Below are 26,027 nucleotides of genomic sequence, written 5' to 3'. Positions count from 1 at the left end.
CCGTCCCGGTCCACCTACTCTGAGGGCGGGGAGCGACCAGGGGGTGATGTCATGCGGATGACGGTGCGAGAGATCGGCTGGGCCGCGCGAGGTGCCTGCGGTACGAGCGATCCCGAGCTGTTCTTCCCGCTGACGCAGTCGGCCGAGCACGAGGCGCGGGCGAAGGCGGTCTGCGAGCGGTGTCCGGTGCTGAAGGAGTGCCGGGCCTACGCGCTCCGTGCGGCCGAGCCGGAGGGGATCTGGGGTGGCCTGACGGTGAAGGAACGCCGCAGCCTGCGCTTCCCCGACGGCTGGCGCCAGGCCGCCGCGGGCCGCGCCCCCGTCGCGTAGCCTCGAACCGGATTCGTGCCGGATCGGCGGGGATCATCAAAGCGCGGGGCGGGCCCGAGGTCGCGATCCCCGGCGCGGCCCGGCAGGCGGGGCGCGAGACGACGTCCGAGGGAGTCGTGGGCATGGAACGCGAGCCGGGGCGAGCCGCCTGTGCCGGATCCGAGGCGGTGCCCGGCGCTCTGGCGGGCACGCTGGCGGTGCTGGTGGCGGCGAACGTGCTCAACAACCGCCTGGCGCCGAGGCTGGCACCGCTGACCTCGGCCGTGGCCACCGGCGCGCTGGTCGTCATGGCCCGTCGTTCCGGGCTCTCCTGGGCCGAGCTGGGGTTCCACCGGCGTTCGCGGGGCCTGCGGATCGGTGGCGCGCTCGCCTCCGCCGTGGCCGGGGCCTACGCCGTCGGCATCGCCGTCCCGGCCACCCGCAGGTTCTTCCGCGACGAGCGCGCCCTGTCCCTGTCGCGCGCCCGCGCGCTGGAGGAGGCCCTGATCCAGGTGCCGTTCGGCACGGTCCTGCTGGAGGAGGTCGGTTTTCGCGGGGTGACGCACGCCCTCGTCGCCCGCTCCCACGGTCACGGTACGGCGACCGCCGTCTCCTCGGTTCTCTTCGGTCTCTGGCACATCCTGCCCGCCGTCGACATGATGGCCGCCAACCCCGCCCTGAGCAGCCTGGCCACGGGGGAGGCCCTCGATGCCCTCGCCGCCCCCGGCGTCCCTGACGTTCCCGGTGTCCCCGACGTCGCGGCCTCCCACGGCTCTCGTACGGCGGGGACGGGAAGCGAAGGCCCCGGCGTACCGGCCGTCCTCGCCTCTCGCGCGCGAGGAACGGAAGGCGAGGAGGGCTCCGGCGTACCGGCTGTGGCCGCCGGAGCGGACGCGCCGGGCGTGCCACGAGGCCCGGAGGGGGCGCCCGCGTGGCACGTGGCGCGCGTCGTGGCCGGGTCGGTGGTCACGACGGGCCTCGCCGGGGTGCTCTTCACCGAGCTGCGCAGGAGGGGCGGTCTCGCCGCTCCCGCGCTGTTCCACCTCGCGACCAACTCCCTGGGCTACCTGTTCGCCCGCCTCGCCCCGCCGGAGGAGCCGGCCTCGGGCCGCGGACCGCTGCCGAGGTGACCCCGCGCCGGCGGGTCCGGCCGTGCTCTCCCGGCCCTCCACAGGCCGTGCTCTCCCGGTCTCGGCTCCCGGCCGTGCTCTCCCGGCCTGCGCGCGGGGAGATCAGACGGTGATGACCCGCTGGAAGGCCTCGACGTAGCGACCCTCGCCGAAGCCCGCCTCGGTGGCGATCTGCGAGAAGCGGCCCCGCAGGAAGTCCTCGAAGTCGTCCAGGTGGTCGATCTGACTGGCGTGGGCGCGCAGGGCGGCGAGCTTGCGGTCGAAGGTGTCGGTGACGTCCACGTAGTGGTCGGGCGTCGGGCCGCCGTTGAGCCAGACCTCGCGGACGGTCCACGCCTCAAGTCCCTCGTCGAGCAGCAGCGAGGGGAAGGTGTACGGGTTGCGCGCGTCGGGATAGACGGCGTCGAGGGCACAGCCGCCGACCGCCCGGTGGTCGGGGTGGCTGGGGGCGATGAACCGGTGGTTGCGCTCGGGGCTGTGGGTGATCACCAGGTCGGGTCTGACCTGGCGGATGACCCGGGTGATCTCGCACCGCAGCTCCAGGCTCTGCACCACGGTCCCGTCGTGGTGGCCGAGGTAGCGCACGTCGGTCACTCCGACGGCCTTGGCGGCGTTGGACTGCTCGGTCCGGCGCAGCTCGGCCATCCCGGTGTTGTCCAGCTCGCGGTCGAAGCCGCCGGCGTCACCGTCGGTGACCACGCAGTACGTCACCTCGACGCCTCGCTCGGTGAACAGCGCCATGGTTCCCGCGGCGGCGAAGTCCACGTCGTCGGGATGCGCGGTGACCGCGAGCACGCGGTTGATCTCGTTTTCCGAAAGCATGGGAGGGACCCTTTCGTTTTCCGCGTACCGCTCGGTCATCACAACCGTGGGCGGGTCCACCCGCATTCCTTGACGACGGCTGGACCCGGTTGTCGGTCGGTCGTTCTAACCTAGGGGACGTGTCGATCCCAGCCTCTTCCCTGACCCATCCGTTGCTCGACGGGCTCAATCCCCAGCAGCGCGAGGCCGTCGTGCACCACGGCAGCCCTCTGCTCATCGTCGCGGGTGCGGGTTCCGGCAAGACCCGGGTGCTCACCCACCGCATCGCCTACCTGCTGGGCGAGCGGGGCGTGCAGCCGCAGGAGATCCTGGCGATCACCTTCACCAACAAGGCCGCGAGGGAGATGAAGGACCGGGTCGACCGGCTCATCGGCCCGCGCTCGGCGGCGATGTGGGTGATGACCTTCCACAGCGCGTGCGTGCGGATCCTGCGCCGCGAGGCCAAGCGCCTCGGCTTCCCTTCGAGCTTCTCCATCTACGACCAGGCCGACTCCCAGCGACTGATGGCGATGGTCTGCCGTGAGATGGACCTCGACCCCAAGCGTTACCCGCCGAGGTCGTTCTCCGCCCAGGTGAGCAACTTCAAGAACGAGCTGATCGACTACGAGACGGCGGGGGCCCAGGCGTCCACCCATCTGGAGCGCAAGCTCGCCGAGGCGTACCGCAACTACCAGCAGAAGCTCACCGAGGCCGGAGCGATGGACTTCGACGACCTCATCATGCTGACGGTGACGCTGTTCCAGATCTTCCCGGACGTGGCCGAGCACTACCGGCTCCGCTGGCGCCACATCATGGTCGACGAGTACCAGGACACCAACCACGCCCAATACACCCTGATCCGCGAGATCGCGGGCCGTCCCGGGCTGCGCACCGCCGACGGTGACGTGGTCAGGGAGGGCAGCGAGGGCAGCGAGGGCAGGGTCGCCCCGGCCGAGCTGTGCGTGGTGGGTGACGCCGACCAGTCGATCTACGCCTTCCGCGGCGCGACGATCCGCAACATCCTGGAGTTCGAGCGCGACTACCCGGAGGCGAGGACGATCCTGCTGGAGCAGAACTACCGCTCCACCCAGACGATCCTGTCCGCCGCCAACGCGGTGATCTCGCGCAACGCGAGCCGCAAGCCCAAGAACCTCTGGTCCGACCAGGGCGCCGGGGCGAAGATCACCGGCTATGTCGCCGACAACGAGCACGACGAGGCCATGTTCGTCGCCCAGGAGGTCGACAGGCTCACCGACCACGAGGACGTCGTTCCCGGCCAGGTCGCCGTGTTCTACCGGACCAACGCCGCATCCCGGGTGTTCGAGGAGATCTTCATCCGGACCGGCCTGCCCTACAAGGTGGTGGGCGGGGTGCGCTTCTACGAGCGCAAGGAGGTCCGTGACCTGCTCGCCTACCTGCGCTTCCTGTCCAACCCGAACGACGTGGTCTCGCTGCGCCGCATCCTCAACGTGCCCAAGCGCGGCATCGGCGAGCGGGCCGAGGCGATGGTCGAGGCGTTCGCGACCAGGGAGCGGATCCCCTACTGGGAAGGGTTGCGCCGGGCGGACGAGGCGCCGGGCATGGCCACCCGCTCGCTCAAGGCCATCGGCGAGTTCGTCGCGCTGATGGACGAGCTCATGGTGAAGGCCGACGACATGACGCCCTCGGAGCTGGCCCAGGAGGTGCTGGTGAGCACCGGTTACCGCCTGGAGCTCACCGCCTCCAACGACCCGCAGGACGAGAGCCGCCTGGAGAACCTGGACGAGATGATCTCGGTCGCCTCCGAGTTCGAGGAGGCCAATCCCGAGGGCACGCTGGTCGAGTTCCTGGAGCAGGTCTCCCTGGTCGCCGACGCCGACCAGATCCCGGCGGCCGACGGCGGCCAGGGCGTGGTGACGTTGATGACGCTGCACACCGCCAAGGGGCTGGAGTTTCCCGTGGTGTTCCTCACCGGCATGGAAGACGGGGTCTTCCCGCACATGCGCTCTCTCGGCGAGCCCAAGGAGCTGGAGGAGGAGCGCCGCCTGGCCTATGTCGGCATCACCAGGGCCGAGCAGCGCCTCTACATCTCCAGGGCGGCCGTCCGCAGTTCCTGGGGCTCACCCGCGTTCAACCCGGCGTCCCGGTTCGTCGCCGAGATCCCGTCCGAGCTGGTCGACTGGCGCAGCGACCCGGAGAAGAGCGCCTGGAGCGCCGCCACCCGCCGCGACTCCCGTCCCGCCCCGGCGAGGAAGCCCGGCGGCAGGCAGATCCCCAACCTCACCCCCGGTGACCGGATCACCCACGACCAGTTCGGTCTGGGCACGGTGGTGTCGGTGGACGGCGTCGCGGAGAAGACCAAGGTCAAGATCGACTTCGGTGGCGGGGGAGAGAAGACCCTGCTGCTGGCGTACGCGCCGCTGGAGAAGCTCTGACGCGCGGCCGGCTCGGTCTCAGGGTCTCCCATCACCTCGGGCGGCGTGCGGTTCAGCCCTTGAAGATCTCTCCGATGGGGTCCTCCGGCGGGGAGGTGTCACCGATGAGCTCGTCGAACTCGACCACCTGGCCGGCGGGCGGCGCCTTGATCGTGACCTTGGTGCCCCAGCCGGTGTAGCGGGTGTCGTTGACGTAGGACAGCTCGGTGCTGTTGAGGCCCCGGGTCGACTCCGTGTACGACGACACGACCCGGCGGACCAGCTGGTCGGAGCCGACGTAGATCTTCCAGGTCACCGGGAGCGTCGCGGACCTGCCGGTGGGCTTCTTGACCAGCATCGCGCGCACCGCGGGAGAGACCTTGAAGAGCTCGGCCAGCGTGATCGTGCCCGAGTGGACCGTGGTCCGGGTCCCGTCCCACGTCCCGCCGGGACGCTTGGCGGTGGTGCGGGCCAGGGTCGCCCGCAGCGTGGCGGGCTCGACGGTGCTGATGATCTGCTGGACGGCGCTGACCAGGTAGGCCGTGTCGCCGCGAGTGCGCAGCCACTTCTTGCCCTCGGGCATGGACTCGGCGAAGATGCCGCCCGAGGTGTAGGAGACGCCCTTCAGCGAGATCGTCCGCGACGGGGTGAACAGGCCCTTGAACTCGCCCTCCTCAGAGGGCAGGTTGAACGTGGTGGTGAGGTCCGAGGCGACCAGGCCGGTCCTGCCGAACTCCAGCACACCGCTCCGCCGGGTGAAGATCGCCCGGTGCTTCTTGCCCTCACCGACGACTTTCGTGTTCTCGGTGAGCTTCACGCCCCTGTGGGTCCTGAAGTGGCGCTTCAATGCCGAGACCGGGTCGGCCGCCGAGGCCGTCGCGGCCGGGGTGGTCTTCGCGCTCGCCGGGGCGACGGCCACCAGCGTGGGAGCGATCAGAGCTGCCACGGTGGCGCCGGTCAGGGCGGCGATCATTCGCCTCATCGAGGGGGTCCTCCCGTATGTGTCCTCGCGTCGTCGCGGAGGGCGGAAGAAGATTCTTACCTATATCCCGAAATATCGGATCAAGAATCGCCGAAGGCGGCGAGTCCCGCGCACATGAAGAACGCCGCGAGCCGCGCCCGGCGGGTGAGGCCCACCGGGCGCGGCTCGTGTGGTTCGGGGAGTGGTCAGCGCGGGACGGTCAACGCGGTGCGGTCGTCGTGTGGCGACCGGCGAAGGGTGATCGGCACGAAGTGATCAGCGTGGTGTGACCAACGCGGTGACCGAAGAAAGACGATCAGCTGCCGCCACTCAGCAGCTGGATGGGGCCGTCGGCCTCCACACCCTCATCCAGGTCGCCGGGCAGGGCGATCTGGTCGGCGGGCGGCGCCTTGACCGTGACCTTGGAGCCCCAGCCGGTGTATCGGGTCTCGACCGAGAGCGTCATCCCGCCCTGGGCGCCCAGGGCGCCCGCGGAATAGCTGGTGGTCAGTTTCCTCGCGAGCAGGTCGGAGCCGAGAACCAGCTTCCACTCCACCACGGTCTTCGACTGCTTGGCCGTCGGGGGAATGAAGACGCCCGCCCGGAACCACGGTGAGACCTTGTAGAGCTCACCGAAAGTGATCTTTCCCGAGTAGGCGGTCGGACGCTTGACCGTGGCGCGTGCGAGCAGGGCCTTGAGCGTCGCGGGCTCGGCCGGGTTGACGAGCTGGCTCAACCGGCCGGTGTTTCCCAGAGCGCCGCCGGGAATTTTCAGCCACGGTTTGTCACCGGGCAGGAATTGACCGAAGATGCCGCCGGAGATGTAAGAGGTGTTCTTGACACGGATCACCCGCTCGGGCGAGGTCAGCCCGGCCAGCACTTTGGCGTCCTCCTCACTCGCGTTCTCGGAAATCGCCGCGATGTCGCTCGCCTTGAAGCGCAGTTTGGTGGTCTGGTCGGACGCGTTGATTCCAGAGGCGCCGAACTGGAACACCCCCTTCCGCTGAGCCGTGACCGCGCTGCCATATGAGGCCCGCACCTTCGTGGTGTCGACGTAGGTGACGCCAAGGCCGCTCTTGAACTGCTTCTTCAGCGCGCTGATCGGGTCGGCGGCCTGCGCGTGCGCGGTCGATGCCAGCGCCGGAACGCCCAGCATGGCCGTCGCGGCGCACGCCAGACCGGCGATGTATCGCTTCAAAGGAAAATCCTCCTGATTGATCCCTCCGCCCCGCTGGGGGAGGGGACAACACATTCTTGCGGGACAAGATCACGAAATGGTAGCGCATTTGGAGGATTGCCTTGAATTAAACGTGCATATTCGGTGCAGAGGCGCCATCTCGATCTTTGGGAGCCCTATGGGAACACGGATCCGTTTGCGGTCGATCACGGACGGTCAGTTTCCTTTTTTCCGTGAGTTTTTCGCGAGACCCAGGCCGTCTCGCGCATTCCTGCCGGTTTAACCGGGGCGCGATCGTTCGGAGAGGCGGCCGTGGCGCCGTACGAGAAAAGCGATGAAATCGGAGCCGCTGTAATGTGGTTCGCGGTGGCCCGCCGACCCCGGTGAGACGTGGCCGGTTACGCTTCCGACAGTTCCCACGTCGCGAGGGGAGCGCAGACAAGGAGGTCTGGATGGATGCCGTGTCAAGGATCCGCGTCGTCATCGCCAAGCCGGGGCTGGACGGCCACGACAGGGGTGTGAAGATCGTGGCGCGGGCGCTGCGGGACGCCGGGATGGAGGTCGTCTACACCGGCCTGCACCAGACGCCCGAGCAGATCGTGCGCACCGCGATCCAGGAGGACGCCGCGGCGATCGGGCTGTCCATCCTGTCCGGCGCGCACATGACGCTCTTCGCGAAGGTGCTGGAGCTGCTGAAGGAGAACGACGCGAGCGACATCGTCGTGTTCGGCGGCGGGATCATCCCCGAAGACGACATGCCCGCGCTCCAGGAGATGGGCGTCGCACGCGTCTTCACCCCGGGCGCCACCACCCAGGAGATCGTCGACTGGGTGCGCAGCGCGATCCCCTCGCCCGTCTGATCCCCTTCGGGCCGGTCTCTCGCCGCTCTGACGGACCTCCGACGGGTCGCTCGCCGCTCCGGTGAACGATCTCACGAGGGTGGCGGCAAGGCCTGTCGGTTCGGCGCTCACAGCGTTCGAGGCGTACGATCTGGAACCCGGTTACCTGGTCATGTCATCAGGCGGGCTAGGCTTCATTGGCGCAAAACCGTCGGGCTCCCCTTGGATCATGGAGTCGGCCCGCTCTCATCTGTACACCAGCCGGACAAGCAAGGACGGACCCTCGTGGACCTGTTCGAACATCAGGCGAAGGAGCTCTTCGCGGAGTACGGCATCCCGGTGCCGCGCGGCGTGGTCGCGCACACCGTGGAGGAGGCACGGGCGGCAGCCGAGCAGCTGACCGGCCGTGTCGTCGTCAAGGCCCAGGTCAAGACCGGTGGTCGAGGCAAGGCCGGTGGCGTGAAGGTCGCCGACGACGCCGCCGACGCCGAGCGGAAGGCCACCGACATCCTCGGTATGGACATCAAGGGCCACACGGTCCACAAGGTCCTGATCGAGGAGGCGAGCGCGATCGCGGAGGAGTATTACTTCTCCTTCCTGCTCGACCGCGCCAACCGTACGTTCCTCGCCATCTGCTCCGCCGCGGGCGGCATGGACATCGAAGAGGTCGCGCACAGCACCCCGGAGAAGGTCGCGAAGATCCCGATCTCCCCCCTGGACGGCGTCGACCGGGCCAAGGCACGTGAGATCGCCCAGGCCGGAGGGCTGCCGGAGGCCGCGCTCGACGGCTCCGCCGAGCTCATCGAGAAGCTCTGGTGCGCCTTCGTCGACGAGGACGCCTCTCTCGTCGAGGTCAACCCGATGATCCTGTCCGCCGACGGCCAGGTGAAGGCCCTCGACGGCAAGGTCACCCTCGACGACAACGCGGCCTTCCGCCAGACGGACCACGAGGCCTTCGAGGACAAGGCCGCCGAGGACCCGCTGGAGGCCGCGGCCAAGGCCAAGGACCTCAACTACGTCAAGCTCGACGGCTCCGTCGGCATCATCGGCAACGGCGCCGGCCTGGTCATGTCGACCCTGGACGTCGTCGCCTACGCCGGCGAGGCGTTCCCCGGCGCGCCCAAGCCCGCCAACTTCCTCGACATCGGCGGCGGTGCCTCGGCCGAGGTGATGGCGGCCGGTCTGGAGATCATCATCTCCGACCCCGCGGTGAAGTCGATCTTCGTCAACGTCTTCGGCGGCATCACCGCCTGTGACGCGGTCGCCAACGGCATCGTCTCGGCCTTCCAGTTGCTGGAGACCCGGGGCGAGAGCGTGAGCCGCCCGCTCGTCGTCCGTCTGGACGGCAACAACGCCGAACTCGGGCGTCAGATTCTCTCCGACGCGAAGCTCCCCGGCGTCGAACTGGTGGACACCATGGACGATGCGGCCAAGCGCGCCGCCGAACTCGCCGCGGTAGGTGCGTAATGGCCATCTGGCTGAACGAGAACAGCAAGATCATCGTCCAGGGTATGACCGGCGGTGAGGGCACCAAGCACACCCGCCGGATGCTCGCCTCGGGCGCCCGCGTCGTCGGCGGCGTCAACGCCCGCAAGGCCGGCACCGTCCACGAGGGCCTGCCGGTCTTCGGCACCGTCGCGGAGGCGATCAAGGAGACCGGTGCCGACGTGTCGGTCGTCTTCGTGCCCCCGGCGTTCACCAAGGACGCCGTCAAGGAGGCGATCGACGCCGAGATCCCGCTCTGCGTGGTCATCACCGAGGGTGTCCCGATCCACGACACCACCGAGTTCTGGGCGTACGCGGTCGCCAAGGGCGGCAAGACCCGGATCATCGGGCCCAACTGCCCCGGCATCGCCTCGCCCGGCGCCTCGAACGCGGGGATCATCCCGGCCGACATCACCAGCGCGGGCCGCATCGGCCTGGTCTCGAAGTCGGGCACGCTGACGTACCAGCTCATGTACGAGCTGCGCGACATCGGGTTCTCCACCGCGGTCGGCATCGGCGGTGACCCGGTCATCGGCACTACGCACATCGACGCCCTGCAGGCGTTCCAGGACGACCCGGGCACCGAGGCGATCGTGATGATCGGCGAAATCGGCGGCGACGCCGAGGAGCGCGCGGCCGCCTACATCGAGCAGCACGTCACCAAGCCGGTCGTCGCCTACGTGGCGGGCTTCACCGCCCCCGAGGGCAAGACCATGGGGCACGCGGGCGCGATCGTGTCCGGCTCGGCCGGCACCGCCCAGGCCAAGAAGGACGCGCTGGAGAAGGTCGGCGTCCGCGTCGGCAGGACCCCGAGCGAGACCGCCCGCCTGATGCGCGAGGTCGTCAAGTCGCTCTAGCGCACGGCTCCGGGGCCACGGCCCCGCCCACTTTCAAAGGGCGTCCGGCATCCCGCCGGGCGCCCTTCGCCATGCGGTTCCCGTGCCGGCGTCACCCGGATACCACAGGGGGATCCCGTGACGCGGTGCGCGACACGCGGGCGAGGGAGTCCCTTCCGCACCGAAGATCCTGAGAGCATCGACTACTGTGACGGCCCTTTTCGATCAGCTACGGACGGCTCCCCGTAACGTCCTCAGCCGTATCCCCCTGCCCGGCCTCACGGGTGACGACGATGACGCCCGCCGGCCGCTTCCCGTCTCCGGGATGCTCGCCGCCGCGTGGACCCTCGGCGTGGGACTGGCGGTGCTCACCACGCTCACCCTGGTCGGCTGGATCGCCGCTCCCCGCGGTGCGCTCGGCGCGGGACTGCCCGCGGTGTTCCGCACCGCGTCGCAGCTCTGGCTCGCCGCGCACCACGCGGGCTTCGCGATACCCGGCGGCTCGGTGGGCCTGCTACCGCTCGGGCTGACGCTCCTGCCCGCCTTCCTGCTGTACCGCGCCGGGATGTGGATGGCCCGCGACGCGGATCTGCGGCTCCGGCTGCCCGCCAGGCTGCCCAAGAACACCCCGAAGGAGGTGTCCAACGCCCGCCGCAGGGCGCAGCTGGTCCTGATTGCGCAGGCGGGCATCTCGCTGGCGGCGCCGTACGCGCTGCTGGCAGGGCTGATCGCGCTGGTCACCAGGAACGAGATCACCCAGCCCTTCCTCGGCGACGTGCTGGCCAGCCATCTGGTGCTGGCCTTCCTCGCGGGCTCCGTGGCCGTCGCCAGGACGATCGGCCCCTGGCGTTCGATGCTGCGCCTGCTGCCCGAGCGGCTGCGCTCGGTCGTGGCCGGGACGTCCGCCGCGCTGGCGATCATGCTCTTGGCGGGTGCCGTCATGGTGGTCGGGGCCGTCGTGGTCAACTTCGGGCAGGTGCAGGAGCTTTCCGGGATCCTGGCGCCGGGGTTCGTCGGCGGTGTGCTGCTCCTGCTGGTGCAGGGGCTCTACCTGCTCAACGCCGTCATCTGGGGCCTCGCCTACATCGCGGGTCCGGGGTTCGCGGTCGGCACCGGCACGCTGGTCGCGCCGACGGGCGTGCAGCTGGGCACGGTCCCGAGCCTGCCGATCCTTGGCGCGCTGCCCGAGGCGGGCCCGACGCCGGCCTGGGTGATGATCGTGATCGCGGTGCCTTTCCTGGCCGGGGCCGTGGCGGGCGTCCTGGTCGTCCGGATCTCGCCCTCCCCCTCGTACGAGGGGGCACCGCTGTGGGGGTTCGCCTGCGGACTCGCGACCGGGACGGTGGCGGGTCTGCTCGCCGCGCTCTCCGGCGGCTCGCTCGGCGGCGCGCGGCTGTCCGCGCTGGGGCCCTCGGGCTGGGAGGTGATGGTCTCGGTGACCCTGGAGGTGGGCGTCGCGGCCGGTATCGCCGCGGGGCTGGCCAACTGGTGGCTGATCTTCCGCGGGCACAACACGGCCGTCACCAAGGCGGCGGCCAAGGTCGGCACCGCCACCGCACCGGTGCGCAAGGCGGGTGTCAAGATCGCCAAGGCGGCGGCCTCGGCGGCGGGAAAGGTCGGCTTCGCCGAGCCGGAGGAGCTTCAGAAGCTCCCCGGCTACTGGCTGGACGCCACGGAGTGCGACACCCAGCCGATCCCGGTCATCAGGGACGACTGGGAGGACGAGCACGCCTCGGCCGCCGCGGAGAGCTCCCAGAAGGCCCGCCGCCCCGACCCGCCGCGCCCGCCCCGGCGCGACATCGTCGACGAGAGCGACGACAAGGGCGGCCACGTCATCTACGTCGACCCCTACGCCTGGGACCGCGACTGAGGCTCCGTGCCGGCCTGGGCCCGGCGATGGATCCAGACCGGTCAGGGCCGCGCCGGGTGAAGCTCTGTGCGGGTCAGGGCCGGGCGGCGGGAGCCGTGCCGGTCGGGGAGGCTCCGGGGGAAGCCTCGTGCCGGACAGGGGCCGATGAATCCAAGCCGGTCAGAGCCGCGCCGGGTGAAGCCCCGTGCCGGTCAGGGCCGGGCGACGAGAGCCGATCAGGGCGGGAAGGGGAAGCGCACCTGGCCGGGCTCCAGGAAGGGCAGCTTCTTCTCCATCGCCCGTTCGAGCTGCTCCACGCACTCGTTCTGCGCCGTCACGGTGCCCGCGCCCCTGCCGCACTCGGTGTAGGCGGCCAGCTCGTCACCGAAGTAGAACTGCAGCGACGTCACCGCGATCGAGATCAGCAGCGCCGTGGCCGACAGCACGACGCCCACCACGGCGGTGCCCGCCGGCTTGGGGATGGCACGGAGCGTCCTGATCGCGCGGATCGAGGTGGCGAGGGCGAAGATCGCCATGACGATTCCCGCGAGGGGGAGTAGCAGCGTCATCACCGCCGCGGCGACCGCGAGCCACAGCGCCCTGCGACCGGCGCTCTCAGTGGGCCGGACCTCGACCGGTGGTGTCACCTGACCTCCTTGCATCGTTCGTACGGACAGGCCGATACCCTTGCAGCGGCGTGAGTCCCCGTCCGAATGGAGTGCGTCGGTGTCATCCCAGGCCGTTCGGCTTGTGGTTCTCGTGTCCGGTTCTGGAACCAACCTACAGGCCCTGCTGGACGCTGTGGCAGACGAGACCTACGGTGCTCGGATCGTGGCCGTGGGCGCCGATCGCGGCGGTATCGAAGGGTTGGCCCGCGCGGAGCGCGCGGGGGTGCCGACCTTCGTGGAGAGGCTGGCCGATCATCCCACCCGCGAGGAGTGGGACGGCAGGCTCGCCGCCCGGATCGCCGAGTACCGGCCGGACCTCGTGGTCTGCGCGGGGTTCATGAAGATCCTCGGCGCGCCGACGCTGGAGGCCTTCCCGGTCCTCAACACCCATCCCGCCCTGCTGCCCTCCTTCCCCGGCGCGCACGGTGTCCGTGACGCGCTCTCGTACGGCGTGCGCGTCACCGGCTGCACCGTGATGCTCGCCGACGCGGGCGTCGACACCGGGCCGATCATCGCCCAGGAGGCCGTGCCCGTGCTGGACGGCGACGACGAGCCGACCCTGCACGAGCGCATCAAGACCGTCGAGCGTCACCTGCTCGTCGACACCGTCGGCCGGATGGCCCGCGAGGGCTGGACCGTCACCGGCAGGATTGTTCGATTCGGACGACCCGGCGGATGAGCCGGGTGCCCGGGGGAAACCCGGAACCAACCACGAGGAGCACGAAGTGACCCGCATCGCCATCCGGCGCGCGTTGATCGCGGTGTATGACAAGAGCGGGCTGGAGGAGCTGGCCCGTGGGCTCGACGCCGCGGGTGTGGAGATCGTCTCCACCGGGGGCACCGCCGCGAAGATCGCCTCCTTCGGCGTCCCCGTCACTCCTGTCGAGTCGCTGACCGGCTTCCCCGAGTGCCTCGACGGCCGGGTCAAGACGCTGCACCCGCGCGTGCACGCCGGGCTGCTCGCCGACAGCGGAAACCCGTCCCACACCAAGCAGCTCGAAGAGCTGGAGATCGAGCCGTTCGAGCTGGTGGTGGTGAACCTCTACCCGTTCCAGGAGACCGTGGCCTCCGGCGCCTCCGACGCCGAGTGCGTGGAGCAGATCGACATCGGCGGCCCCGCGATGATCCGGGCCGGGGCCAAGAACCACGGCACCGCCGCGGTGGTCGTAGACCCCGCCTCCTACGGCGACGTGCTCGCCGCGATCGCCGACGGCGGCTTCACCCTGGCCGAGCGCCGCCGCCTGGCCGCCGCCGCGTACGCCCACACCGCCGCCTACGACACCGCGGTGGCCTCCTGGTTCGCGAGCGTCTACGCCGCCGAGGAGGGCGCGTGGCCGCGCTACATGGGTGCGGCCTGGGAGCTGCGGTCGTCGCTGCGCTACGGCGAGAACCCGCACCAGGGCGCCGCCCTGTACTCGGGGCAGAAGGACGGCCTGGCCAACGCCGAGCAGCTGCACGGCAAGGAGATGTCCTACAACAACTACCTCGACGCCGACGCCGCGTGGCGGGCCGCGTGGGACTTCGGCGCGCCCGCCGTGGCGATCATCAAGCACCAGAACCCGTGCGGCATCGCGGTCGGCGCGGACGTCGCCGAGGCGCACCGCAAGGCCCACGCCTGCGACCCCGTCTCGGCGTACGGCGGGGTGATCGCGGTCAACGCGGAGGTGACCGGGGAGCTGGCCCGGCAGATCGCCGAGGTGTTCACCGAGGTCGTGGTGGCGCCCTCCTTCACCGGGGAGGCGCTGGAGGTGCTCACCGCCAAGAAGAACATCCGGTTGCTGTCCTGCCCCGCGGGGCCGTCCAACCCGGCGGAGTTCCGCCGGATCGACGGCGGCCTGCTGGTGCAGACCGCCGACCGGGTCGACGCCCCTGGCGACGATCCGTCCAACTGGGAGCTGAAGGCCGGACCCGCCGCCTCCGCGGAGGTGCTCGCCGACCTCGCCTTCGCCTGGAGGGCGTGCCGCTCGGTGAAGTCCAACGCGATCCTGCTCGCCTCGGACGGCGCGTCCGTGGGTGTCGGCATGGGTCAGGTCAACCGGGTCGACTCGGCACGGCTCGCGGTCTCCCGGGCGGGCGGGCGCGCTTCAGGGGCCGCCGCGGCCTCCGACGCGTTCTTTCCCTTCCCCGACGGTCTGCAGATCCTCATCGACGCGGGTGTGAGGGCGGTCGTGGAACCGGGCGGTTCGATCAGGGACGAGGAGGTCGTCGCGGCGGCCGAGGCGGCCGGGGTGACCCTCTACTTCACCGGTACCCGCCACTTCTTCCACTGACCCGCTCCCGCTGCGCGGCCGTCGCGACGACTGTGGCGGCTGCGCACAGGGGATAAGAAAGTGGCGGATTAGACAGGACCACCTGGATGAAAAAGCTCTGACCTGCGGTTAGTCTGAAGCATCCCTTTCGTCACAGTCGTGGAGCCTCCTCATGCCATTGCTCGACCACGCCCTGTACGCCTTTGTGATCATGCATGGTGTCTGGATCAGCCCCTGGATGATGATCATCCTCGCGCTCGGCGCCGCCTACCTCAGCGGGCGGGCGATGGAGTGGATCCCCTTCACCCGCAGGATCATCGAGCGCAGGGAGGCGAGGGAGGCGGAGCGCGGCTGATCCGATCCCGCGATCTCGGACGCTCCTCCCTCAGGGACGCGGAGCAGGCCCCGGCGACGCCTGACAGCCATGGCGGCGCCTGACGGTACGGGCGGCACCGAATGTCTCGGGCAGGACCGGATCATCCGGACCCGCCCGAACCATTCGGCTCGCTCGTTCGCGAGACCTTGCTCACCGGACCTGCCCGACGCTCGCCGGACCCGCCCGAACCATTCGGCGCACTCGTCTATGAGACCTTGCTCACCAGAACCGCGGTCATCGGGCCTCGCTCACGAGGCCCTGCGGTTCGCGGTGGTGGACGACGCGGTCTGAGGCTCGGGAGCACCGGCCGCGCGCTGCGGTGGCACCACGGGGGTGGGCCTGACCAGCCCCAGGGCGACGACCTCGTTCGCCAGCCTGGTGCGCCGGTTGGTGCCCTCCGGGATCCGGAACTTCTGGTAGAGGCGCAGGAGGTGCTGTTTGACAGCCGCCTCCGTCACCACCAGATCGTCGGCTATCTCCCTGGCCGTGGCCGGTGCGACGAACGCCTCGTCCGACAGCGCCGGACGGCACAGTGACGTCAGGACATCAACCTCCCGCCTGGTCAGCTCCGGCGCCGCGGCGCGGCGGAGCTCGATCTCCGGGGCGAAGTCCTCGCGTGGCACTCCGCCGATCCTGCCTCGTGCCGCACCGAAGGACACCACGTCACCGTCGTCAAGCACCCTCCGGGCGATCGGCCGACCGTTGACCCGAGTGCCGTTGCGGGACAGGCCCAGGTCAACGACGTACAGGTAGGGTCCGCGCCGGACGAATTCCGCGTGCAGCCGGGAAACACTCGGATCGGTGAGCCGGATGTCCACTCCCCGGCCACGTCCGATCGTCGTGATCTCGGGGCGCAACGGGACCACCTCGCCTGTGTCCTCGATGCGTATGAACGGCCCCTCCACGGCAGTTCCTCCCCAGGTAGCCCGCCGTAACTATTCCTACAGCTCCGGCTTACCCAGACGAGGTGATGGGGAATCGCCTTTGCCAGAAGGAGAATCCCGCGTGAAATTGGCCTGTACCTCCCGGGAGAGTTTCCGCTGCTCACAGGTAGACTTCGGGCACAGATAAGCGGAGGAAACACTTATGGCGGACAAACCCACCAAAGGTCTCGCCGATGTCGTAGCCGCATCCACAGCGCTCAGTGACATCGACGGTCAGGCCGGTCGCCTCTTCTATCGTGGCTACGACATCCACGATCTGGCGGGCCGTACCACCTTCGAAGAGACCGCCCACCTACTCCAGTACGGCACCCTCCCCACCCAGGAGCAACTGTCGGCGTACGGTGAGGAGCTGGTTCGAGGGCGCACGCTCGGCGCGCTCGTCGAGGCCAACATCCCGGAGATCGCGGAGAAGCAGGCCCCCATGGAGGCGCTGCGCACGCTGGTCTCACTGGCCGGAGGCGACGATCCCGACAAGGACACCAACGACCCCGAGGCGAACCTGCGCAAGGCCGCCAGGCTGACCGCGCAGCAGCCGATCCTCGTCGCCCGCTACCACGCGGCCAGGACGGGCACCACGGTTCCCGACGCGGACCCCGAGCTGAGCGTGGCCGCGAACTTCCTCCTCCAGATCACCGGCCGTACCCCCGGTGAACGCGAGGTCGAGATCTTCGACGCCTGCCTGGTCCTGCACGCCGACCACACGATGAACGCCTCCACGTTCGCCGCCCGCGTCTGCGCCGCGACCCTGTCCGACATGCACTCGGCCGTGGTGGCGGCGATCGGCACCCTCAAGGGCCCCCTGCACGGCGGTGCCAACGAGCAGGTAATGCGCACCCTGGAGTCGCTCGACGCGGGTTCCGTCGCCCAGGCCGTACGGGACAGGCTCTCCGCGGGAGAGAAGATCATGGGCTTCGGGCACCGCGTCTACAAGACCGAGGACCCGCGGGCCACGCACCTGCGCAGGATGTCGCGGGAGCTCGGCGAGGCGTCCGGCGACGACACGTACTACCGGATGTCCAAGGAGATGGAGGAGGTCGTCTTCGAGACGAAGGGCCTCTACCCGAACGTCGACTTCTACGCGGCGACCGTCTACCACTATCTCGGCATCCCGACGGACCTGTTCACTCCCGTCTTCTCGGTGAGCCGCATGTCAGGATGGACCGCGCACGTCATCGAGCAGCACGCCGACAACCGGCTGATTCGTCCGGACAGTGAGTACATCGGCGAGCGTGACCAGAAGTGGAAGCCGATCACCGAGCGATGAGCCGGGATCAGGTGATCAAGGATCGTATGACCTGGGATCAGAGGAAATGGGATCATGCGAACCGGGATCATGTGACCCCGAATCAGAAGAACCGGGATCGAACAGGTCGGAATCGATGAGTCGGAGGCGAGAGCGAGTGATGGGCCGGTGAACGCGCGAGCGGTGAACGCGAACGAGGAGCGCTGGGGCGCGTACCCGCTGGTGGCGGTCGGCGCGGTCGCCGCCATGGTCTTCGCGGTGCTGCTCGATATGCCCGAGTGGGGTGGCTTCGCCCTCGGTGCCGTCATGACGCTGGGGGCGCTGGCCAGGCTCACCGGAGGCGGACGGCTCGCCGTGCGCAGGAAGACGACCGACGTCCTCACCCTCGCGGGTCTCGGAATCGCGCTCATGGTGGGCGGGCTGATCCTCGAATATCCGGCGCTCATGCCGATGCGATAGGTCGGAGGAACGGGTGCGTCGCCAGGCGACAGGCCCGGTCCGATAGCCTCAACGGCCAGTGAGCCTCAAAAAGGACTGTCTGGCCAAATTAGTTCAGAAGGGGAACCACACGCATGCCCAAGATCAAGGTAGAGGGCCCCGTCGTCGAGCTTGACGGCGACGAGATGACCCGGATCATCTGGCAGTTCATCAAGGACCAGCTGATCCTTCCCTACCTCGACGTCGACCTGAAGTACTACGACCTCGGGATCGAGCACCGCGACGCCACCGACGACCAGGTGACGATCGACGCCGCGAACGCGATCAAGCAGTACGGCGTCGGCGTCAAGTGCGCCACGATCACCCCTGACGAGGCTCGGGTGGAGGAGTTCGGCCTCAAGAAGATGTGGAAGTCCCCGAACGGGACCATCCGCAACATCCTCGGCGGCGTCATCTTCCGCGAGCCGATCATCATGTCCAACGTGCCGAGGCTCGTCCCCGGCTGGACCAAGCCGATCATCATCGGTCGTCACGCGTTCGGCGACCAGTACCGCGCCACCGACCTGAAGATCCCCGGCGAGGGCAGCCTCACCCTGACTTACACCCCCAAGGACGGCTCGGAGCCGGTCGAGCTCGACGTCTACGACTTCCCCGGCCCCGGCGTCGCGATGGCGATGTACAACCTGGACGAATCGATCCGCGACTTCGCCCGCTCCTCCATGCGGTACGGCCTGTCGCGCGGTTATCCGGTCTACCTCTCCACGAAGAACACGATCATGAAGGTCTACGACGGCCGTTTCAAGGACATCTTCGCCGAGGTCTTCGAGACCGAGTTCAAGGCAGACTTCGACGCCGCCGGGATCACCTACGAGCACCGCCTCATCGACGACATGGTCGCCGCGGCGCTCAAGTGGGAGGGCGGATACGTCTGGGCCGCCAAGAACTACGACGGCGACGTCCAGTCCGACACCGTCGCGCAGGGCTTCGGCTCGCTCGGCCTGATGACCTCGGTCCTGCTCACCCCCGACGGCCGCACCGTCGAGGCCGAGGCCGCCCACGGCACGGTGACCCGCCACTACCGCGAGCACCAGAAGGGCAACCCCACCTCCACGAACCCGATCGCCTCGATCTTCGCGTGGACCCGGGGCCTGCAGCACCGCGGCAAGCTCGACAACAACCCCGCGCTGATCGACTTCGCGGAGAAGCTCGAGCAGGTCTGTGTCGAGACCGTCGAGGGCGGCCAGATGACCAAGGACCTCGCCCTGCTGGTCGGCGGCGACGCCAAGTGGCTGACCACCCAGGACTTCCTGGCGGCCCTGGACGAGAACCTGAAGAAGAAGGTGGGCTGACCGGCACCCGACCGGTCTCCGGCGGCACCGGCCCTCACCCGGCCGGCACCGCAGCCCGCAGGACCTGTTGAACCCACAGGAGCAGAACCCGCAGGACCTGTAGAACTCACAGGATCTGTAGAAAAGGGCCGCCCCACGGCGGCCCTTTTCCCGTTTTTCACGTCGGAGAGGGGCTTTTCCGGTCTCTCCGCGCCGAGGACGGACTCTTTCCGGCTTCCCAGGCCGAAGGCGGGCTCTCCGTCTTCCCAACCCGGAGACGGGCTTTCCGGCCTCCCCATGCCGGAAGACTTGAAGACCGGACGTTCCCGCCTTCCCGGGCTGCGGGCGGGCCTCCCGAAGGCCGCCCGGTGCCCTCTCGTACGGGACCCATGCGGCCCGGGGGCCGGTCACGACGCCGTCGCGGCCCCCAGCACGAGCGAGGCGTCGGCCGGGAGGCCGGGCACGCGGTGCGCCCGTCCGTTGACGGCGTCCACGCGGAAGAAGCCGAGGAGGTCGCCTCCGGCCTTCGCGCTCATCCTCACGACCACCTCGCGGTTGTTCGGCCAGCTCACGACCTCGGCCTCGGCGGGCCGCTTCACCTCGGGGAGCGGGAGCCGTTTGAAGACATTTCGTGATGTGGCGTCGACGATATGAAGCCTGTGAGGTTCCTCACCCTTTCCCGCGACGATCGCGGCGGAGTATCTCCCGCTGGGGGAGTCCGACCAGGTCCCGTACCGCTCCCGGAGCCAGGGGGAGATCTTCTCCGCAGGAGACATCTGTTCCGCGGGCAGGGATGTCAGGGCGCCGGTCGCGAAGTCGGTGCGCAGACGTCGCTCGCCGAGGGTGACGGTGAAGTGGCGGCCGCTGGGGGAGACGCTCACCGTGGTGCCGTTCTCGGTGTCGGCGGGGACGAGGACCGGCGACAGATGGCGCTTCACGCCGCTGCCGAGGTCATGGGCGACGTAGCGGCGCTCCGCCGCGCTGAGGTAGGCGATGCGGCGCCCGTCGCGGCTGATGGCGGGGACGAGCCGGGGGCGCTCCCCCTCGTCCCCGTGTGCGAGGCGCTGGGCGGCATCGGGGACGCTCAGCGTCGACTCGCAGGGTTTCCGGCCCTCGCAGGCATCGGGGCCCGGAGCGGGGCTCTCGGGGCCGCCGGGAGTCAGTGTCAGCGTCCAGCCCGCGCAGGTGACGTCTCCGGCCCGCGCCGGGGGCGCGGCGTTCCCGTCGGGACACGGTACGGGGACCGCGTAGCGGATCACCGAGGAGGTCCGCGGGGCCTGCCACGGCGCCGGGGTGCCGCCAGGTTCTCCGCCGGCCTGCTCCCGGCCGTCGGGCTCGGGGCTGGAGACCGCCCGTACGGGCTCTCGCGCCTGTGCCGCGCGGGCCTGGTTGCGCTCGCCCAGCGCCGAGTTCCACACCTCGCCCTGCTGGAGCACGATGAAGGCGGCGACCAGTCCGATCGGGACGAGCGCGGCGGCCACGGTGAGCAGGATCCCCCTGGCGCGACGCCGCCTGAGCGTGCGCATGGACCGGGCGGAGAGGTCGGGGACGGAGGCCTCACCCGCGGCGTTGGCCATCCTGGTGATCAGACGGCTCTCACTGCCCTTGGTGAGGGTGTCGACCGCCTCGGCGATCTCCGCCTCCACGGTCTTCTCCGGCAGCCCGAGAAGGGAGGCCATCTCCGCGCGGGACCTGCCGTCGTGCAGGCAGGCGACCACGAGAAGCCGCTGCCGGGGCGGGATCCGTACCAGCGCCGTCGGCCCCGCTGCGCTCGGCCGCTGGAGGAAGCGGCGGTAGAGCGCGATCTGGGCGTGCGTGGTGGGGTTCTCCCACAGCGGCGGCGGCCAGGAGAGGGCGACGGTGTGGAAGGAGCGCAGGGTGAGGCGGATGGCCTGCTCGTGGCTGCCGGTGAGGAGAAGGGCGGTGCCGACGAGGGAACGCTGATCGCGCTGTACGAACTCGCGATAACCGATGTATCGGCGCATGGAAGTTTTTGCTCCGGCTTGCCTGAGGGACGTACAACGGTAGCGATCTAAGCGGCTGGAGCGCCAGATTGGGGTTAATGTCGGAAATTGGGTGGGTGGGGATCCCGTTGTCTCTCGGCGTGACACGGCCGGAAGGCTGGTCGTTCTCGGAAGGAATGTGAGGTCACGTCGGGATAACAGCGGGAGAGGGCGGGTCATGGCGCCGTAAAGTTTGCCACGTCGAAGATTACGAGATCGTGGGGACGATGATGCCGGATATCGCGCCACTGGAAGCGGGAGAGCCGCGCCAGCTCGGGCCGTTCCGCGTTGTCGGGCGGGTCGGCGAGGGCGGGCAGGGCGTCGTCTACCTCGGGATCAACGCCGCGGGGGAGCGGGCGGCGATCAAGTTGCTGCACGTGAAGTTCTCCGGCGACGCCATCGCCAGATCCCGGTTCGCCAGGGAGGCGAGGGCGGCCCAGCGGGTCGCCTCGTTCTGCACGGCGGGCGTGATGGACGCCGACCTCGAAGGCGACACCCCCTACATCGCGAGCGAGTACATCGAGGGCAGGTCGCTGCGCGAGGTCGTGGAGACCGACGGCCCCCTCAGGGGCTCCCCGCTGCAGCGGCTGGCGATCGGCACGGCCACCGCGCTCACCGCGATCCACCACGCCGCGATCGTGCACCGCGACTTCAAGCCCGACAACGTGCTCATCGCCGCCGACGGCCCGAGGGTCGTCGACTTCGGGATCGCCCGCATCATCGACTCCACCGGCACGATCACCAGCCGGGCCATCGGCACCCCCGCCTACATGGCGCCCGAGCAGATCTCCGGCGCCGACGTCGGGCCGCACACCGACGTCTTCGCCTGGGGGGCGACCATCGCGTTCGCCGCGACCGGCGAGACCATCTTCGCGGGCGGATCGATCGCCGTGGTGCTCAACCGCATCCTCAACCACGAGGTCGACCTCGGCATGCTGCCGGAGCCGCTGCGCGGCGTGGTCGGTTCGGCGCTGGCCAAGTCACCCGCCAGGCGCCCCTCGGCCGACCAGCTCCTGCTCCGGCTGCTCGGCCATCCCGATACGGCGAACGCCTCGCCCGCGATCCTCACCCAGGGCGCCCAGGTCGCCGTCCCCAAGTCCTCCCGCGACGAACCTCGGTCTCGTACCCAGGACCGTGACCAGAGCGACGACCAGGGCCGTCCCCCCGACCCGGGCCGTTCGGGTGACCAGGGCCGTTCCTCCGACCCGGGCCTTTCCGGTGACCCGGGCCGTTCCGGTGACCGGGGCCGTTCCGGTGACCGGGGCCGTGAGCGGGGGCACGCCCGCGACGCAGGTCAGGGCCGTGACGACGACGCCACCAGTCCCATGCGGACTCCGAACCCCAGAACGGGCGGCCTCCCGAGTGACCCGCCTCTCCCGTCCACGGGGTTCCAGGTCCGGCATCCCGCCCACGACCGGCGCACCCACCCCGGCCACGGCGATCAGAGCGGAGGGACTCACCCGGGGCAGGGGAGCCGGACCGGGCCCGGCCAGGGCGAGCGCCGCGCACCCACCGACCGCGGCGGGCACTCACACGTCCCCACGCCCTCGGAGTTCCCGGACCACCGCGCTCCCGAGTCGTATCCCCCGGAGTATCCGTCCTTCCCCGGCCACCGCGCTCCCGAGTCGTATCCCCCGGAGCGGCGCCTCCCGGACCACCGCCCGCAGGAGCACGGCTCCTCGGGCCGTCACGACCATCCGACCTCTCCCGACCACCGGGACCACCCGCCGTCTCCCGACCACCGGGACCAGTCCTCGCCTCCCGGGTACGTGGGGTACGCCGGGGAGGTGCCACCGCCCAGCTGGCAGGTGGCCACGACCCCCGACGGGACACCGAAGACGCAGAAGACGCCGCGCCGCCCGCGCGGAAGGCGCTGGATCGCCGCCGCGGTGGCGGTGCTGCTGCTCGCCGCCGGGGCGGTCGCCGCCTTCCAGTGGTGGCCGAGGCCCGTCGACAAGGGTGGGCCGAAGGAACCGGTCCCGACGGCGTTCACCTCCGTGGCGGACAAGGCCGCCAAGACCGGCAAACTCGTCATCGGCCTGCGCGACTCCCTGCCCGGCATCGCGCTGAAGAACCAGGGCAGGTGGAGCGGCTTCGAGGTCGACCTCGCCCTTGAGATCGCCAAGGCGCTGGGGGTGCCGGAGAGCGGCGTCACCTTCCGGGCCACCGCCCGTCCCGACCGGCCGAAACTGCTGGCGAACGGTGACGTCGACCTCGTCCTGGCCACGTACTCGATCAACGACACCGACGACGTCACCTTCGCGGGGCCGTACTACCTCGCCCACGTCGACGCCCTCGTCAAGGACGGCTCGCCGATCGTGACCGTGAAGGGCCTGGAGGGCAGCCGGATGTGCCAGCCGGCCTTCAGCGCGGCCGTGGCGGTCCTGCAGGGCGCGGTGGAGCGGCTCACGCTGGTTCCCGCGGAGACCTACTCCGACTGCGTCAACAAGCTGGCCGCCGGCGAGGTCGACGCGATCCCCGGCGACGACCTGCTGCTGGCCGGTTTCGGCAACCGGGAGAGCATCCTCTACAAGCTGCTCGGCCTGAAGCTCACCGACGAGCGCTACGCGGTGGCGCTCAAGAGGGGCGACGTGCGCACCTGCGAGGCCGTCAGGGGGGCGATCGCCGACCTCTACCGGAGCGGCACGGTCCGTAAGCTGCTCGACAAGCACTTCTCCAGGGTCGAGTTCCCGGAACGGGAGAACAACCTCCCCACCATGGCCCCCTGCTCCTAGCCCTCTCGGAGTGGACGTGTTCACCCACGTCGGCGGGGCGCTCGCCTTCTCACAGCCGCCCGGAGGGCCGATCAGGGCACTCGCCGGACGGTCGTCCACGGTGGACGGGTAGCATCCGAGCGTCACAATTCATCCTTCGAGTGGGGGAAGGTCATGGCCCAGACTCCCGTAAAGGTCACCGTCACCGGCGCCGCCGGTCAGATCGGCTACGCGCTGCTTTTCCGCATCGCCTCGGGCCAGTTGCTGGGCGCGGACGTCCCGGTCACGCTGAGCCTCCTGGAGATCCCGCAGGCCGTGAAGGCCGCGGAGGGCACCGCGATGGAGCTCGACGACTGCGCGTTCCCGCTGCTGAGCGGCATCGAGGTCACCGACGACCCGAACGTGGCGTTCAGCGGCGCCAACATCGCGCTGCTGGTCGGGGCCCGTCCCCGCAGCAAGGGCATGGAGCGCGGTGACCTCCTCCAGGCCAACGGCGGCATCTTCGGCCCGCAGGGCAAGGCGATCAACGACAACGCGGCGGACGACATCCGCGTGCTGGTGGTCGGCAACCCGGCCAACACCAACGCGCTCATCGCCCAGCAGCACGCCCCGGACGTCCCGGCCGAGCGCTTCAGCGCGATGATGCGTCTCGACCACAACCGTGCGATCTCCCAGCTCGCCGCCAAGCTCCAGGTCCCGGTCTCCGAGATCAGGAAGATGACCGTCTGGGGCAACCACTCCGCCACTCAGTACCCCGACCTCTTCCACACCGAGGTCGGCGGCAAGATCGCCGCTGAGCTGGTCGACGAGACCTGGCTGCGTGACACCTTCATCCCCACCGTCGCCAAGCGCGGCGCCGCGATCATCGAGGCCCGGGGCGCGTCCTCTGCCGCCTCCGCCGCCAACGCGGCGATCGACCACGTCTTCGACTGGGTCAACGGCACCGCCTGGACCTCGGCGGCGATTCCCTCCGACGGCTCGTACGGCGTTCCCGAGGGGCTCATCTCGTCCTTCCCCGTCACCTCGCGCGACGGAAAGTGGGAGATCGTCCAGGGGCTGGAGATCGACGCCTTCTCGCGCGAGCGCATCGACGCCACGGTGCGCGAGCTGGAGGAGGAGCGTTCCGCGGTGCGCGAGCTCGGCCTGGTCTGAGCGGCCACGCGGCCACGCGGCCTTCGATCCGAGCACCGTACGTTCTCCGATCCGAGCCCGTCACGCGGTCTTCGACCTGAGCCGCCCCGCGAACGGGGCCCCGGCACGCCGGGGCCCCGTTCGCGTTCCCGGCCCTTTCTCCGCGCGGGTGGCGTCGGGAGGTTCCCCCGCACCTTCGCGGCGTGGACGGGGAGGGGAGAAAGCGGCGTGTCGATCGTCGCGGAGGGGCGTGACCCGGCGTTCAATGATCACTTGTGGCCGGGGGATCGGTGTTCAGGGAGTACGCCGCGGTGAGGGTCGTCGCCGGGGTGATCTGTCTCGCGCTCGTCGCGACACCTCGGGGAGCGTTCGCCTCGCCAGGGGACGACACCTGGGGGGCCGCCGACCTGTCGGTGCGGCTCACGGCCTCCCCGAAGCGCGCGCAGCCGGGGCAGCCGATCACCTACCGGGCCGAGGTGCGCAACGACGGGCCGGGGGACGCGGTGCTTCCGCTGCTCACCGTCCGGCTTCCGGAAGAGGTGGCGGTGATCGGCGTGAACGTCGCCGAGTGCCGTCCCGGCGCGGTGGCAGGGGAGGTGGTCTGCCCCTCGGTGAAGGATGTCATGGCGGGTCAGGCCGGTGGGGTGACGATCACGGGGCTGGTGAGGTCCGGCGCGAGGGGGCCGCTCAGGGCGAGCGCGACGATCTCCTCCGAGGTCGTGGACGACGACGAGACGGACAACGTCTCCGAGACGCTGACCGAGGTGGACGAGGGTACGGATCTGGCGGTCCGGTTGTCGCGGGTGGCGCGTACGACGCGTACGGGCCGCCTGGTGACCGTGGCCGCGGTGGTGCGCAACCGGGGACCGCGGCGCGTCCACGACGCCGGGGTCCTCTTCGACACCGGCGGGGCGCGCCTCATGTCGGCGAGGGGGGCGCGCTGCGACCCCCACCCCGCCTATGTCGGGTGCAGGCTTCGTACGGTCGGCGCGGGCAGGCGGGTGAGCTTCACGCTCGCCTTCGTGGCCCGCGCGCACGTGCCCCGGGCCGAGGCGACCGTCTACTCCTTCCGGCTGGGTGACCGCCGCCCGGCCAACAACACGGCCCGTTTCAGCCTGAGGTAGGCGTGGCCGTCCGGCCCCGCGTCTCCACG

Annotated in this window: 22 protein-coding genes; 16 read left to right on the top strand and 6 right to left on the bottom strand. The window is 70.0% G+C overall.

Going from position 1 to position 26,027, the window contains the following annotated elements; genetic code table 11:
* Positions 1–51 precede the first annotated feature (51 nt).
* Positions 52–330: a WhiB family transcriptional regulator gene (locus tag ACIBH4_RS08660; protein ID WP_362502744.1), complete on the top strand. Its 279-nt coding sequence runs from the start codon at positions 52–54 to the stop codon at positions 328–330.
* Positions 331–452: 122 nt separating this feature from the next.
* Positions 453–1,439, top strand: a complete 987-nt coding sequence (locus tag ACIBH4_RS08655) for a type II CAAX endopeptidase family protein (RefSeq protein ID WP_362763025.1) — start codon at positions 453–455, stop codon at positions 1,437–1,439.
* Positions 1,440–1,541: 102 nt separating this feature from the next.
* Here the strand turns inward: ACIBH4_RS08655 and ACIBH4_RS08650 are convergent, their stop codons facing one another.
* Complete coding sequence (locus ACIBH4_RS08650) at positions 1,542–2,261, bottom strand: PIG-L deacetylase family protein (RefSeq protein WP_362502738.1); 720 nt, start codon at positions 2,259–2,261, stop codon at positions 1,542–1,544.
* Positions 2,262–2,380: 119 nt separating this feature from the next.
* Between ACIBH4_RS08650 and pcrA the strand changes: the two genes are divergently transcribed.
* On the top strand, positions 2,381–4,654 hold the full coding sequence (gene pcrA, locus ACIBH4_RS08645) for a DNA helicase PcrA (RefSeq protein ID WP_399171728.1): 2,274 nt from the start codon (positions 2,381–2,383) through the stop codon (positions 4,652–4,654).
* 52 nt (positions 4,655–4,706) lie between these two features.
* On the opposite strand, the gene ACIBH4_RS08640 is transcribed toward pcrA, so the two are convergent.
* Together ACIBH4_RS08640 and ACIBH4_RS08635 are read right to left on the bottom strand one after the other, a co-directional pair.
* Complete coding sequence (locus ACIBH4_RS08640) at positions 4,707–5,615, bottom strand: hypothetical protein (protein WP_362502735.1); 909 nt, start codon at positions 5,613–5,615, stop codon at positions 4,707–4,709.
* A 295-nt stretch (positions 5,616–5,910) separates the two neighbouring features.
* Positions 5,911–6,792, bottom strand: a complete 882-nt coding sequence (locus ACIBH4_RS08635; protein ID WP_362763028.1) for a hypothetical protein — start codon at positions 6,790–6,792, stop codon at positions 5,911–5,913.
* Positions 6,793–7,223: 431 nt separating this feature from the next.
* Here ACIBH4_RS08635 and ACIBH4_RS08630 point away from each other — a divergent pair, with 431 nt between their 5' ends.
* The 4 genes from ACIBH4_RS08630 to ACIBH4_RS08615 all read left to right on the top strand — a co-directional run bounded on the left by ACIBH4_RS08630 (position 7,224) and on the right by ACIBH4_RS08615 (position 11,801).
* Positions 7,224–7,631, top strand: coding sequence for a cobalamin B12-binding domain-containing protein (locus ACIBH4_RS08630; protein ID WP_350943422.1), 408 nt, complete (start codon positions 7,224–7,226; stop codon positions 7,629–7,631).
* A 264-nt stretch (positions 7,632–7,895) separates the two neighbouring features.
* Positions 7,896–9,077, top strand: coding sequence for an ADP-forming succinate--CoA ligase subunit beta (gene sucC, locus ACIBH4_RS08625; RefSeq protein WP_362502726.1), 1,182 nt, complete (start codon positions 7,896–7,898; stop codon positions 9,075–9,077).
* Complete coding sequence (sucD, locus tag ACIBH4_RS08620) at positions 9,077–9,952, top strand: succinate--CoA ligase subunit alpha (RefSeq protein WP_350943426.1); 876 nt, start codon at positions 9,077–9,079, stop codon at positions 9,950–9,952. Before sucC ends, sucD begins: the two co-directional genes overlap by 1 nt.
* A gap of 187 nt (positions 9,953–10,139) precedes the next feature.
* On the top strand, positions 10,140–11,801 hold the full coding sequence (locus ACIBH4_RS08615) for a DUF6350 family protein (RefSeq protein WP_362502722.1): 1,662 nt from the start codon (positions 10,140–10,142) through the stop codon (positions 11,799–11,801).
* A gap of 215 nt (positions 11,802–12,016) precedes the next feature.
* Here the strand turns inward: ACIBH4_RS08615 and ACIBH4_RS08610 are convergent, their stop codons facing one another.
* Positions 12,017–12,427, bottom strand: a complete 411-nt coding sequence (locus ACIBH4_RS08610; RefSeq protein WP_362502719.1) for a hypothetical protein — start codon at positions 12,425–12,427, stop codon at positions 12,017–12,019.
* Positions 12,428–12,506: 79 nt separating this feature from the next.
* Between ACIBH4_RS08610 and purN the strand changes: the two genes are divergently transcribed.
* The 3 genes from purN to ACIBH4_RS08595 all read left to right on the top strand — a co-directional run bounded on the left by purN (position 12,507) and on the right by ACIBH4_RS08595 (position 15,052).
* Positions 12,507–13,127: a phosphoribosylglycinamide formyltransferase gene (gene purN / locus ACIBH4_RS08605; protein WP_362763031.1), complete on the top strand. Its 621-nt coding sequence runs from the start codon at positions 12,507–12,509 to the stop codon at positions 13,125–13,127.
* 46 nt (positions 13,128–13,173) lie between these two features.
* The gene (gene purH / locus ACIBH4_RS08600) at positions 13,174–14,718 is read left to right on the top strand and encodes a bifunctional phosphoribosylaminoimidazolecarboxamide formyltransferase/IMP cyclohydrolase (RefSeq protein WP_362502713.1); all 1,545 of its coding nucleotides are present in this window, start codon (positions 13,174–13,176) and stop codon (positions 14,716–14,718) included.
* 151 nt (positions 14,719–14,869) lie between these two features.
* Positions 14,870–15,052 carry a hypothetical protein gene (locus tag ACIBH4_RS08595; RefSeq protein WP_362502711.1) on the top strand — a complete coding sequence of 61 codons (183 nt, stop codon included), beginning with the start codon at positions 14,870–14,872 and terminating at the stop codon, positions 15,050–15,052.
* 269 nt (positions 15,053–15,321) lie between these two features.
* On the opposite strand, the gene ACIBH4_RS08590 is transcribed toward ACIBH4_RS08595, so the two are convergent.
* Positions 15,322–15,978, bottom strand: a complete 657-nt coding sequence (locus tag ACIBH4_RS08590; protein WP_350943436.1) for an FHA domain-containing protein — start codon at positions 15,976–15,978, stop codon at positions 15,322–15,324.
* Between the two features lie 181 nt (positions 15,979–16,159).
* Between ACIBH4_RS08590 and ACIBH4_RS08585 the strand changes: the two genes are divergently transcribed.
* The 3 genes from ACIBH4_RS08585 (at position 16,160) to ACIBH4_RS08575 (ending at position 19,047) form a co-directional block, all read left to right on the top strand.
* On the top strand, positions 16,160–17,281 hold the full coding sequence (locus ACIBH4_RS08585; RefSeq protein WP_362502706.1) for a citrate/2-methylcitrate synthase: 1,122 nt from the start codon (positions 16,160–16,162) through the stop codon (positions 17,279–17,281).
* 147 nt (positions 17,282–17,428) lie between these two features.
* Positions 17,429–17,719, top strand: coding sequence for a DUF3017 domain-containing protein (locus ACIBH4_RS08580; RefSeq protein ID WP_362502703.1), 291 nt, complete (start codon positions 17,429–17,431; stop codon positions 17,717–17,719).
* Positions 17,720–17,832: 113 nt separating this feature from the next.
* Positions 17,833–19,047 carry an NADP-dependent isocitrate dehydrogenase gene (locus ACIBH4_RS08575; RefSeq protein WP_362763034.1) on the top strand — a complete coding sequence of 405 codons (1,215 nt, stop codon included), beginning with the start codon at positions 17,833–17,835 and terminating at the stop codon, positions 19,045–19,047.
* A 386-nt stretch (positions 19,048–19,433) separates the two neighbouring features.
* Here the strand turns inward: ACIBH4_RS08575 and ACIBH4_RS08570 are convergent, their stop codons facing one another.
* Positions 19,434–21,011 carry a hypothetical protein gene (locus ACIBH4_RS08570; RefSeq protein WP_362763037.1) on the bottom strand — a complete coding sequence of 526 codons (1,578 nt, stop codon included), beginning with the start codon at positions 21,009–21,011 and terminating at the stop codon, positions 19,434–19,436.
* 245 nt (positions 21,012–21,256) lie between these two features.
* Here ACIBH4_RS08570 and ACIBH4_RS08565 point away from each other — a divergent pair, with 245 nt between their 5' ends.
* The 3 genes from ACIBH4_RS08565 (at position 21,257) to ACIBH4_RS08555 (ending at position 25,998) form a co-directional block, all read left to right on the top strand.
* Positions 21,257–23,764: a protein kinase gene (locus ACIBH4_RS08565; RefSeq protein ID WP_362763040.1), complete on the top strand. Its 2,508-nt coding sequence runs from the start codon at positions 21,257–21,259 to the stop codon at positions 23,762–23,764.
* Positions 23,765–23,917: 153 nt separating this feature from the next.
* Positions 23,918–24,895: a malate dehydrogenase gene (locus ACIBH4_RS08560; RefSeq protein WP_362763043.1), complete on the top strand. Its 978-nt coding sequence runs from the start codon at positions 23,918–23,920 to the stop codon at positions 24,893–24,895.
* Positions 24,896–25,149: 254 nt separating this feature from the next.
* The gene (locus ACIBH4_RS08555; RefSeq protein WP_362763046.1) at positions 25,150–25,998 is read left to right on the top strand and encodes a hypothetical protein; all 849 of its coding nucleotides are present in this window, start codon (positions 25,150–25,152) and stop codon (positions 25,996–25,998) included.
* The last annotated feature ends 29 nt before the right edge of the window (positions 25,999–26,027 follow it).

The sequence above is a fragment of the Streptosporangium sp. NPDC050284 genome, assembly GCF_044459525.1.
Classification (GTDB): Bacteria; Actinomycetota; Actinomycetes; order Streptosporangiales; family Streptosporangiaceae; genus Streptosporangium.
The sequence above is the reverse complement of the archived record's forward strand: the minus strand, read 5'-3'. Positions and strand labels throughout refer to the sequence as shown.

Coding starts and splice junctions, on each gene's coding strand:
- ACIBH4_RS08660 (WP_362502744.1), top strand. CDS start 52: ATGCGGATGACGGTGCGAGAGATCGGCTGGGCCGCGCGAGGTGCCTGC.
- ACIBH4_RS08655 (WP_362763025.1), top strand. CDS start 453: ATGGAACGCGAGCCGGGGCGAGCCGCCTGTGCCGGATCCGAGGCGGTG.
- ACIBH4_RS08650 (WP_362502738.1), bottom strand. CDS start 2,261: ATGCTTTCGGAAAACGAGATCAACCGCGTGCTCGCGGTCACCGCGCAT.
- ACIBH4_RS08640 (WP_362502735.1), bottom strand. CDS start 5,615: ATGAGGCGAATGATCGCCGCCCTGACCGGCGCCACCGTGGCAGCTCTG.
- ACIBH4_RS08630 (WP_350943422.1), top strand. CDS start 7,224: ATGGATGCCGTGTCAAGGATCCGCGTCGTCATCGCCAAGCCGGGGCTG.
- sucD (WP_350943426.1), top strand. CDS start 9,077: ATGGCCATCTGGCTGAACGAGAACAGCAAGATCATCGTCCAGGGTATG.
- ACIBH4_RS08595 (WP_362502711.1), top strand. CDS start 14,870: ATGCCATTGCTCGACCACGCCCTGTACGCCTTTGTGATCATGCATGGT.
- ACIBH4_RS08585 (WP_362502706.1), top strand. CDS start 16,160: ATGGCGGACAAACCCACCAAAGGTCTCGCCGATGTCGTAGCCGCATCC.
- ACIBH4_RS08575 (WP_362763034.1), top strand. CDS start 17,833: ATGCCCAAGATCAAGGTAGAGGGCCCCGTCGTCGAGCTTGACGGCGAC.
- ACIBH4_RS08570 (WP_362763037.1), bottom strand. CDS start 21,011: ATGCGCCGATACATCGGTTATCGCGAGTTCGTACAGCGCGATCAGCGT.
- ACIBH4_RS08565 (WP_362763040.1), top strand. CDS start 21,257: ATGATGCCGGATATCGCGCCACTGGAAGCGGGAGAGCCGCGCCAGCTC.
- ACIBH4_RS08560 (WP_362763043.1), top strand. CDS start 23,918: ATGGCCCAGACTCCCGTAAAGGTCACCGTCACCGGCGCCGCCGGTCAG.